Raw genomic sequence first — 10,027 nt, forward strand, 5'->3', positions numbered from 1 at the left:
TCACCCCGCCACCTTCACGGTCGTGGTCGCGCCCCAGAGGGCCAGCGACAGGAAGAAGTCGGTGACGCTGATCAGCACGATGGCGTTGCGCACGGACCGGCCGACGGCGATGCCGACGCCGGCGGGGCCGCCGGAGGCGCGGAAGCCGTAGTAGCAGTGGGCGACGATCACCATCACGCTGAAGATCAGCACCTTGAGCATCGAGAGCAGGACGTCGGTGGGCGACAGGAACAGGTCGAAGTAGTGGTCGTACGTGCCCTGGGACTGTCCGTTGAAGAGGACCGTGACGGAGCGGGAGGCCAGGTAGGAGGAGAGCAGGCCGATCGCGTAGAGCGGGACGATGGCGACGACGCCGGCGATGATGCGGGTGGTGACCAGGTAGGGCATGGAGCGGATGCCCATGCCTTCGAGGGCGTCGACCTCCTCGTTGATGCGCATGGCGCCGAGCTGGGCGGTGAAGCCGGCGCCGACGGTGGCGGAGAGGGCGAGGCCGGCGACGAGCGGGGCGATCTCGCGGGTGTTGAAGTAGGCGGAGACGAAGCCGGTGAAGGCGGCGGTGCCGATCTGTTCGAGGGCGGCGTGGCCCTGGAGGCCGACGACGGTCCCGGTGAAGAGCGTCATCGCGATCATGACGCCGATGGTGCCGCCGACGACGCCGAGGCCGCCGGAGCCGAACGCGACCTCGGCGAGCAGGCGTTGGACTTCCCTGAGGTAGCGGCGCAGGGTCCGGGGGACCCAGAGCAGGGCCCTCACGTAGAACAGGAGCTGGTCGCCGGAGCGGTCGAGCCAGACGAAGGGGGAGGCCATCCTCCTCAGCCTCCCTTCGGCGGGACGATCTGGAGGTAGAGGCCGGTCAGCACCATGTTCACGAAGAACAGCAGCAGGAAGGTGATGACGACGGCCTGGTTGACGGCGTCGCCGACGCCCTTGGGGCCGCCGCGGGGGTTGAGTCCCCGGTAGGCGGCGACGATGCCGGCGATGAACCCGAAGATCAGGGCCTTCAGCTCGCTGATGTACAGGTCGGGGAGCTGGGCGAGGGCGGAGAAGCTGGAGAGGTAGGCGCCGGGGGTGCCGCCCTGGAGGACGATGTTGAAGAAGTAGCCGCCCAGGGTGCCGACGACGGAGACCATGCCGTTGAGGAGGACGGCGACGGCCATGGTGGCGAGGACCCGGGGGACGACGAGCCGCTGGACCGGCGAGACGCCCATGACCTCCATCGCGTCGAGTTCCTCGCGGATCTTGCGGGAGCCGAGGTCGGCGCAGATCGCCGAGCCGGCGGCGCCGGCGATGAGGAGGGCGACGATGAGGGGGCTGGCCTGCTGGATGACGGCGAGGACGCTGGCGCCGCCGGTGAACGACTGGGCGCCCAGCTGCTGGGTGAGCGAGCCGACCTGAAGGGCGATCACGGCGCCGAAGGGGATGGAGACGAGGGCGGCGGGCAGGATGGTGACGCTCGCGACGAACCAGAACTGCTCGACGAACTCCCGGAACTGGAAGGGCCTGCGGAAGACGGCCCGGCCGACCTCGGCGGCCAGGGCGAAGAGCCGGCCGGTCTGCCGCAGCGCGCCGCCGATCACGAGCCGCCGCCGGTGGTCGGTATCGGGACGGTGGGTGCGGCGGCGTGCTGCGCGTAGGTCGCCTCGATGGCGGCGCGGGCGGCGGGCGGCAGCGTGTCGAGCATGGCGAGGACGCGCTGCCGGCGGCGGACGACGGCGGCGCGCGGGGGCAGTCCGGGCGAGGGCTCCAGCTGGGGGACGAGGGCGCGGGGCGTGGCCGGCGGGGTGCTGACGGCGGCGTCGGCCTCGGCGGCCAGCGTGGCGGCGTCCTTCTCCTCGGACATGCCGATGGGGCCTTCGCGGCGTCCGGCGAGGAACTGGGTGACGACCGGTTCCTCGCTGGTGAGGAGGACCTCGCGGGGCCCGAAGGTGACGAGTTCGCGCCGGAAGAACATCCCCATGTTGTCGGGGACGGTGGCGGCGATGTCGAGGTTGTGGGTGACGATCAGCATGGTCGCGTCGATCCGCGCGTTGAGGTCGATCAGCAGCTGGGAGAGGTAGGCGGTGCGGACCGGGTCGAGTCCGGAGTCGGGTTCGTCGCAGAGCACGATCTGCGGGTCGAGGACGAGCGCGCGGGCCAGGCCGGCGCGCTTGCGCATGCCGCCGCTGATCTCGCCGGGGAGCTTGCCCTCGGCGCCGAGCAGGCCGACGAGGTCGATGCGCTCCATGACGATCTTCCGGATCTCGGACTCGCGCTTGCGGGTGTGCTCGCGCAGCGGGAAGGCGATGTTGTCGAAGAGCGTCATCGAGCCGAAGAGGGCGCCGTCCTGGAACATGAGACCGAAGAGCTTCCGGGTCTCGTAGATGTCCCGTTCGGGGCTGCGGAGCATGTCGACGCCGTTGATGAGGACCCGGCCCCGCTGGGGTTTGAGCAGTCCGATGAGCGATTTCAGGAAGACGGTCTTTCCGGTTCCGGACGGTCCGAGCATGACGCTCACCTCTCCGGCCGGCAACGTCAGCGACACGTCCTGCCAGATGTTCTGCTTGCCGAAGGACATGGTCAGCCCCTCGACGACTACTTCGATTCCCATCCCACCTCCAGCAGACGTGCGGGGCGCGTGCGCCGCGGGCGCACGGTAGGCCGTTCTGGATCACCCGGACAATAGGTGTGGCGCATATTCATTGATCCGCTCCCGCGTTTGTCACCGCGCAGACAAAGTCAGCGGTCGTTCTTGTCTCCGCCGCGACAGAATGCCGCGCCGACCTGCGGCTGAGCATCGACTCCCGGGAACGCTACGGCCGAGTAACCTCGCTGGGCAATACCGGATCCGGAGTTTTCGCGGAACAGGGGCGAACGGCAGGGGACTTATCAGGCCGGAGACAATGCGGTGGGCGTTTTTGTCACGCGCCGGAGAAGTGTCGCAAGTTGACCGACGGACACCCTTCCCGACCTCGTACGATCGATCAGAATTGTCGACATTACGCACTCCGGAACCAAGCGGATTCCCGCCACCGCTCACCCTCTTGACAGGCATTAAGGCGTCTTCAAAGAATCATGGTTCACGGCATTGTTCGGCTAAGTTTCCCGCAAGTAACGTCTTTTTCGCGGCGGGAGGACGGCCGGTTCGCCGGCCGTTCCCTCCCCGTCGAGGCACCCCCACCGAAGCACCCTCTGCCGGTCGATCCCCAAGGAGAGTCCCCGAGCCATGAAGAAGACCACCAGAAACCTGGCCGTCGTCGCGGGAGCCGCCGCCTCCGCGTTCGCCCTCGCCGTCAGCCCCGCCTCCGCGGTGGCCTCGACGGTCTGGACCGTCACCCCCTCGCCGGCCAGCTTCACCGCGGTCAACAGCGGGAACATCGTCCTCAGCGTCAACGGCATCGCCATGACGTGTACGAAGTCGAACGCCGCGGGCACCATGCAGAGCGCCACCGGCAACCCGGCCACCGTCGGCTCCATCAGCACCATGGTCTTCGGCGCCAGCGGCGTGCCCTGCACCAGCGTGCTGGGCAACGTCGTCACGACCCCGACCACCCCGTGGGCCGTGAAGGTGTACGACTACACCGCCTCGACCGGCGTCTCCAAGGGCTACATCGACAACGTCGACGCCAAGGTGACCGTCGGCGCCTGCGTCTTCCGCGTCACGGGCAAGGCGTCCGGCACGTACACCAACTCCTCGGGCACGCTCGCCGTCAACAGCGCGGCCGGCGAGCTCACCGTCGTCTCCGCGACCAACTGCGGCAGCGCCGTGCCGGTCGGCTCCAAGCCGACCTTCAAGGGCAACTACCTGGTCAAGGTGGCCAACACCACCACCATCCCGAAGATCGTCGGCTCCAACCCGTAAGGGACCCGGACCCCGCGTCCGTCCGGCCGGCACCCCCGGCCGGGCGGGCGCGGCCCTGTCCGCGCCCTTCGCCGGCCGCTTCCCCCGCCGGCGCACGAACGACCCGAGCGGAGCACCCGATGAGAGGCCCCGGGCCCACCCCCCGATCCACCCGCGCCCGCGTGCGCGGTGCGACGATCGCCGCGTTCGTGGCGCTCGCCCCCCTGCTGCCGGCCGCGGCCGTCGCCGTCGGGACGCTGAAGGTCGACGCCGCGCTGCCCTATGTCTGCGACCTGCCCTCGGGACCGCAGCCCGCGACGCTGCGCGTCACGGCGGCGTTCCCCGAACGGGCCGCCGTGGGCGAGGAGATCCGGCCCGCCGACGTGACCACGACGGTGGAGCTCCCGGCGGCGGCCGTGGCCGACCTCACCGCGCTCCGGGCCGCTACCGTGCGGGCCGAGACCCGGCTGACGGTGGGCGTGGCCCAGAACGAGCGGCGCACCGAGGTCACCTGGAGCGGTACGGCGGAGCCCGTGGCCGTCCCCGCCGAAGGGCCCCTCACGCTCGCCACGAGCGGCGACGTGCCGTCCCTGACGACGGACAGCGCCGGCGGACTGGTCCTCACCGCCGGCGGACTCGCCCTCGGCCTCGCCCCCAGCACCGCCGACGGCGCGGCCACCACCCCCGCGTCCCTCTCCGTCACCTGCGTCCCCGGCCCGGACGCGGAGGGCCGGACCCGGCTCGCCGAGGTCCCGGTCGGCACCGCCACCGGCGAACCGGGCACCCCGCCGGTCACGCCCGTCCCGCCCTCCTCGTCCGCACCGTCCTCCCCCGCCACCCCGTCCGCCCCGTCCCCCTCCTCGGGCCTCCCGCTGCCGCCGCTGCCGTCGGACCGGACGCCCCCCGCGGGGACGGGAGCGAGCGACGGCACGGTCCCGCTCCCCGGCCCGAGGACGCCGGACGCCGGGCCGCGGACCGAGCAGGGCCTCACGCCGGCCGACGAGCCCACGCCCGGCGCTCCCGAGCCCCGGCCCGCCGCGCCGCCCTGCGTCACCGAGAAGCCGACCCCGATGTCCCTCTCGGCGTACATCACCGGCTACTCCAACGTGCGGAAGCTGAACGGCGCCGCCCGCATCCCGCTGACCTGCGTCCTGCTCGAACAGGGCCTGCCACAGTTCGAGGTGAGGCCGGACGGGAGCATGCACGTCGTCACCCCGGCGACGGGCCGCCTCTACCACCTCGGGCGCAAGGAGACCCCGCCCTTCGAGGCCACCTTCGTGACCTTCGGCTTCGCCCCGACCAAGGCGACCCTGGTCCTGGAGCAGGCCGGCCCCCTCAGCGTCATCTCGGACGTGCTGCTCATCTTCCCCACCAACGTCCTGACGACGCACGTGCGGGTCCCGCTGACGCTGCGCGTCCTCGACGTCGAGGTGAACGGCACCCGGCTGGACGTCGGCCGGTCCTGCCGCACCGAGGGGCCGCTCTCCTCCCCCGAACCGGAGCCCGCCAAGTACCCCGGCGACCATCTGGTGCTCGTCGGCAAGGGGAGCCAGACCGTCCCCGACCCGCCGGTCGGCTATATCCTCACCGGCGGCGGTCCGCTCACCGGCGAGGTGACCATCCCCGCCTTCAAGGGGTGCGGCGCCGACGGCGAGGACCTCGACCGGCTCCTGACCGCCGCCATCTCCGGGCCCGGCAACCACATCAGGCAGATCCAGGGCAGCACCTGCTCCGTGGGCGTCGAGTCACCCCCGATGGAGTTCTGCACCCAGGACCTCCAGCCCCGCCAGGTCCCGAAGCCCGAGCGCTGACCCGCTGATCCGCGCCGTCTTCCGCCCTTCGCCCCCTTCCACCGAAAGGCCTCCGCCATGCCCGTCGTCACCGCCCGTACGAAGCTGGCCACCGTCGCCGCCCTGACCGCCCTCGGCGCCTTCGCCTCCATGGGCTCGGCCACCGCGGCCGCCCCGGTGCTGAACGGCGGCTGGGCGCCGTCCACCCGCTGTCCGGTCGACGCCGCCCCGATGCTCGCCTCGGACGGCCTCGACCGGTCGCCGCAGTGCGTCGTCTCGTACTCCCTCAGCGGCTCCATCAAGCTGGGCAACACCACGGTGACGACCGGGAGGACCAACCTCCAGATGGGTGTCGTGCAGAACGCCGACGGCACCAACGCGGTCGTCGGGCCCGCCGGCGGCGCGCTCGTCGCCGACTCCGCGACCGTCCCCGGCGGGCTGATGGGCCTGATGTGTCCGAGCGACATCCCCTTCGTCACCGACATCTGCCGGCAGCTGTCGGACGCGAGCCTCAACAAGATCACCGCCACCATGGAGTCGGTCGGCAGCCCCTCGAACTTCGACCAGATCGCGGGCGTCCTCACCGACCAGCCGATCGTCACGATCCCGGTCCGCATCCGGCTGCAGAACCCGTTCCTCGGCGACAACTGCTACATCGGGACGAAGGCCGACCCCATCCTGCTCCGCCCCAAGAACCTCGACGCGCCCGAGTTCGGCGTCGCCCGCTTCGACGGCGACGGCACCGCGAACGAGGAGGGCGACATGAGCCGCCTCGACCTCCTCGGCGCCACCCAGTACGACGACTCCTTCGCCGTCCCCGGCGCCAGCGGCTGCGGCCTCGGGTGGTTCGGCATCATCGACGCGGCGGTCAACCTGAAGACCGGCCTGCCCTCCGCCGCGGGCCGGAACAGGCTCACGCTCAACGACACGCAGACCTTCCTGACCGGCCTGTTCGCGCCCGGCGTCGTCGCCCCCGAGGCCGGCAAGGTCTTCTCGCAGAACTGGCACTCGGCCGTCAACTAACGGCCACCCAGGGGTGATTACCGGCCGACTCGGCCACCCACCCCCTCCGCTGAGAGCTGAGTCTTGCTCAACTTGTGTACACCACACATCAGTTGCCCTAGCTTTCAGCAGTCCACATCGGTACGTACCTGACGGTTCCTGCGGCGCCCGCCCTCCACGGCGGGCGCCGCAGCGCCGCTCCCCCACCGGTCACGTAGCAGAGCAAGGGATCGGTCCATGCCCTCAGTCGCCCAGTCACCGGAGCTCGGTGAGCCGCTCGATCCGCTGCCCCGCGAGTTCGCCGCCCTGATGAGACCGGAGATCCCGGGCCTCATCAAGGAGATCGGCGTGGAGATCGAGCGCGCCTACCCCGTGTACGCCCACCTCTTCAACGGGCCCCACTCGGACGCCATCCGCCAGGGCGTGGAGCAGGCCCTGGCCGCCTTCGTGGACCGCGTCGACCACCCCGGGACGAAGTCCGCCCTCCGCGACGAACTCCTGCGCCAGTTCGGCCGGGTGGAGGCGTACGAGGGGCGGGACCTCGACACGTTACAAGGCGCCTACCGGCTCGGCGCCCGGATCGCGCTGCGCCGGGCCAAGAGCATCGGGCGCACCTACAACCTCTCCCCCACCCTGATCCTGGCCTTCGCGGACGCCCTCTTCGCGTACGTGGACGAGCTGGAGGCCCTCTCCCGGGAGGGGTACGTCACCGTCCAGGGCCGCGCGGTCTCCGACGTGGCCGCGCTGCGCAGGAAACTGCTCCACCTCGTCGTCGCCGGGCCGCCGCTGCCCCGCGCGACCATCGCCGAGCTCTGCCAGAAGGCGTCCTGGCAGCTCCCCGCCGAGTGCACCCTGGTCGCCCTCCGGCCGCCCGCCACGGGTGTCCTCCCGGCGCGGCTCGACCGGGACGTCCTCGCCGACCTCAGCCTGCCGCACCCCCACCTGCTGGTCCCCGGCGCGCTGACCGCCGAACGCCGGGCGATGCTCGACGCCGCGCTGGCCGGCACGCCCGCCGTCCTCGGCCTGACCGTGCCCACCGCGCAGGCCGCCCACTCGCTGCGCTGGGCCCGGCGGGTCCTCCGGCTGATCGACGAGGGCATCGTCCCGGACGCCACCGCGGTGGCCTGCGAGGACCATCTGACGACCCTGTGGCTGCTCGCCGACCCGGCCCTGACGGACCAGCTCGCCCGGCGCGAACTGGCCCCGCTCGACGGCCTGTCGGGCACCCGGCGGGAGCGACTGGTCGAGACCCTGCGGGTGCACGTCTCCACCCGGGCCCCCGCCGAGCAGGTCGGCGAGCTGCTCGGCGTCCACGCCCAGACGGTCCGCTACCGGCTGCGGAACCTCGACAACCACTTCGGCGACCGGCTCCTGGACCCCGACCGCCGCTTCGCCCTGGAGGCGGCGCTGCGCGCGCTCCACCTCCACGGCCGCAAGCTCCCGGACTAGCCCGGACCGGCCCGGACTAGCCCCTGGGGACGAGCCGGCAGCGCGCCGGGCCGACCGCCTGGAGGGTGATCGCCGGCGCCACCGGCACCTCGGTGTCGACGGCCTCGAAGCCGTGCCGCTGGAGGATCATCGCGAGCGCGATCACCGACTCCAGCATGGAGAAGTGCTGGCCGATGCAGGCCCGCGGCCCGCCGCCGAACGGGAACCAGGCGTAGCGGGGCCGGGCGGCCTCCGCCTCGGGGGTGAAGCGGTCCGGGTCGAAGCGCTCGGCGTCCTCCCAGTAGGCGGGGTGCCGGTGGGTGACCCACGGGACGACGACGACGTCGGCGCCGGCCGGGATGACGACCCCGTCGATCGTGGTCTCGGCGACGGCCCGGCGGCCCATGGCGGGCGCGGCCGGGAAGAGCCGCATCGCCTCCTTGAGGACCCGCGTCACGTACGGCAGGGCGTCGAGGTCGGCGGCGCCGGGGGTGCGCCCGCCCAGCACCCGGTCGACCTCCTCGTGGGCGCGCCGCTGCACCTCCGGGTGGCGGGCGAGCAGGTGGAGGGCGAAGCCGATCGAGGTGGCCGTCGTCTCGTGGCCGGCGACCAGGAAGACGAGGACCTGTTCGCGCAGTTCGGTGGCGTCGAAGGCGCCGTCCTCGGCGCTCTCGGCCCGCACCAGCAGGGTCAGCAGGTCGTCTCCGTCGGCGTCGGTGCGCCCGCCGGCCTTCCGCTCGGCGATGATCCGGTCGCACTCCTGGTACAGCGCCTTGTGGAGGGCGGCGGCCCGGCGGTTGCCGGGGGTGGGGAAGTCGCGTGGCAGCTTCACCGGCGAGTAGCCGCGGCGGAGCACGTACTCGCCGACGCCGGGGAAGCAGCGCTCGACGACCTCGACGGCGGAGTCCACGTCGGTGCCGAAGAGGATGCGGGCGACGGCGCGCAGCGCGAGCCGGGTCGACTCGTGGAGGACGTCCACGGAGGTGCGGCCCGCCTTCTCCCACTCGGTGAGGAGGGTGGTGACCTCGGTGGCGATGGCGTCGGCGTAGCCGTCGACGCGGCGCTTGGTGAAGAGCGGCTGGACGAGTCGGCGCTGGCGCAGGTAGTCGTCGTCCTGGCTGGTGAGCAGGCCGTTGCCGAAGGACTCGCGGATCTCCTGGTAGAAGGCGTTGTCCTTGCGGAAGTTGGCGGACTCGCCGGCGAGGACCTGCTGGGCGCCCGTGGCGGAGAAGACGACGTAGACCTGGGAGCGGGCGCCGGGCGGGCCCGCGCTGATGCGGACGACGTCGCCGTGGTCGCGCCGGGCGCGCAGGAAGGTGCCGAGCGAGTCGTTCTTCAGGTCGAACATCGAGCCGAGGACGGGCAGTCCGGTGAGGACCGGTGCTTCGGTTCGGGATGCGGTGGTCATGTGACTTCCCCCTTGGTCGCGGCGCCGTGGCGATTCTCCCGCAGGGAGGTGACCGGGCGGTAGCTTCCGCCGACGGACCGTCCGGATCTGGCCTGTTGGCCGGATCCCGGCGATTGTCGGTGGCGTCTGGGAGGCTCGGTGGCATGGACGAGAACGAGGTGGGCGAGCGCCCCGAGCTGACCCTCCAGCTCACGATCGACTGTGCGGATCCGGGCCGGCTGGTGCCGTTCTGGGCGGAGGCGCTGCGGTACGTGCCGGAGCCGCCGCCGGAGGGGTACCCGAGCTGGCGGGAGTACTGGGCGGCGTCGGGGGTGCCGGAGGAGGAGCTGGGCGACGGGGCGGGGGATCTGCCGGAGTCCCTGGTCGATCCGGCGGGGGTGGGGCCGCGGGTGTGGTTCCAGCAGGTCCCGGAGCCGAAGACGGTGAAGAACCGCGTCCACCTGGACCTGAAGGTCGGCGGCGGACGCGGGGTGCCCCTCGCGGTGGGCCGCGCGCCGGGCGCCGGGGCGGGGGGCCGGCGGTCCCCGCTCCGCGCCACCCTGGAGCGCCAGTTGACCGAACCCCCCCGCATGGGCTAAAAGC

9 protein-coding genes are annotated in these 10,027 nt (G+C 72.1%); 5 read left to right on the forward strand and 4 right to left on the reverse strand.

Annotated elements, in window-relative coordinates:
* Genes ACFW1I_RS22655 through ACFW1I_RS22665 form a run of 3 tightly spaced genes read right to left on the reverse strand, consistent with a single transcriptional unit; the run spans position 1 to position 2,587 of the window.
* Positions 1 to 807 carry an MlaE family ABC transporter permease gene (locus ACFW1I_RS22655; RefSeq protein WP_384672779.1) on the reverse strand — a complete coding sequence of 269 codons (807 nt, stop codon included), beginning with the start codon at positions 805 to 807 and terminating at the stop codon, positions 1 to 3.
* A gap of 5 nt (positions 808 to 812) precedes the next feature.
* Positions 813 to 1,577, reverse strand: coding sequence for an MlaE family ABC transporter permease (locus ACFW1I_RS22660; RefSeq protein ID WP_384672782.1), 765 nt, complete (start codon positions 1,575 to 1,577; stop codon positions 813 to 815).
* On the reverse strand, positions 1,574 to 2,587 hold the full coding sequence (locus ACFW1I_RS22665; RefSeq protein ID WP_384672784.1) for an ABC transporter ATP-binding protein: 1,014 nt from the start codon (positions 2,585 to 2,587) through the stop codon (positions 1,574 to 1,576). The genes ACFW1I_RS22660 and ACFW1I_RS22665 overlap by 4 nt, the downstream gene beginning before the upstream one ends.
* Positions 2,588 to 3,202: 615 nt before the next feature.
* Here ACFW1I_RS22665 and ACFW1I_RS22670 point away from each other — a divergent pair.
* From ACFW1I_RS22670 to ACFW1I_RS22685, 4 genes are all read left to right on the forward strand, one after another.
* Positions 3,203 to 3,838: a hypothetical protein gene (locus ACFW1I_RS22670; protein ID WP_384672787.1), complete on the forward strand. Its 636-nt coding sequence runs from the start codon at positions 3,203 to 3,205 to the stop codon at positions 3,836 to 3,838.
* Between the two features lie 161 nt (positions 3,839 to 3,999).
* A complete protein-coding gene (locus ACFW1I_RS22675; protein ID WP_384672789.1) occupies positions 4,000 to 5,628 on the forward strand; it encodes a DUF6801 domain-containing protein in 1,629 nt (542 codons plus the stop codon).
* Positions 5,629 to 5,685: 57 nt separating this feature from the next.
* Entirely contained in the window at positions 5,686 to 6,630 is a 945-nt protein-coding gene (locus tag ACFW1I_RS22680) for a hypothetical protein (protein ID WP_384672791.1), read from the forward strand.
* 216 nt (positions 6,631 to 6,846) lie between these two features.
* Positions 6,847 to 8,058, forward strand: a complete 1,212-nt coding sequence (locus tag ACFW1I_RS22685) for a helix-turn-helix domain-containing protein (protein WP_384672793.1) — start codon at positions 6,847 to 6,849, stop codon at positions 8,056 to 8,058.
* A 16-nt stretch (positions 8,059 to 8,074) separates the two neighbouring features.
* Here the strand turns inward: ACFW1I_RS22685 and ACFW1I_RS22690 are convergent, their stop codons facing one another.
* Positions 8,075 to 9,445, reverse strand: a complete 1,371-nt coding sequence (locus ACFW1I_RS22690) for a cytochrome P450 (protein ID WP_384672796.1) — start codon at positions 9,443 to 9,445, stop codon at positions 8,075 to 8,077.
* A gap of 143 nt (positions 9,446 to 9,588) precedes the next feature.
* On the opposite strand from ACFW1I_RS22690, the gene ACFW1I_RS22695 reads away from it, so the two are divergent.
* Positions 9,589 to 10,023, forward strand: a complete 435-nt coding sequence (locus ACFW1I_RS22695; RefSeq protein WP_384672798.1) for a VOC family protein — start codon at positions 9,589 to 9,591, stop codon at positions 10,021 to 10,023.
* Positions 10,024 to 10,027 lie beyond the last annotated feature (4 nt).

It is taken from the genome of Streptomyces sp. NPDC058955 (assembly GCF_042741435.1).
Lineage (GTDB): Bacteria > Actinomycetota > Actinomycetes > Streptomycetales > Streptomycetaceae > Streptomyces.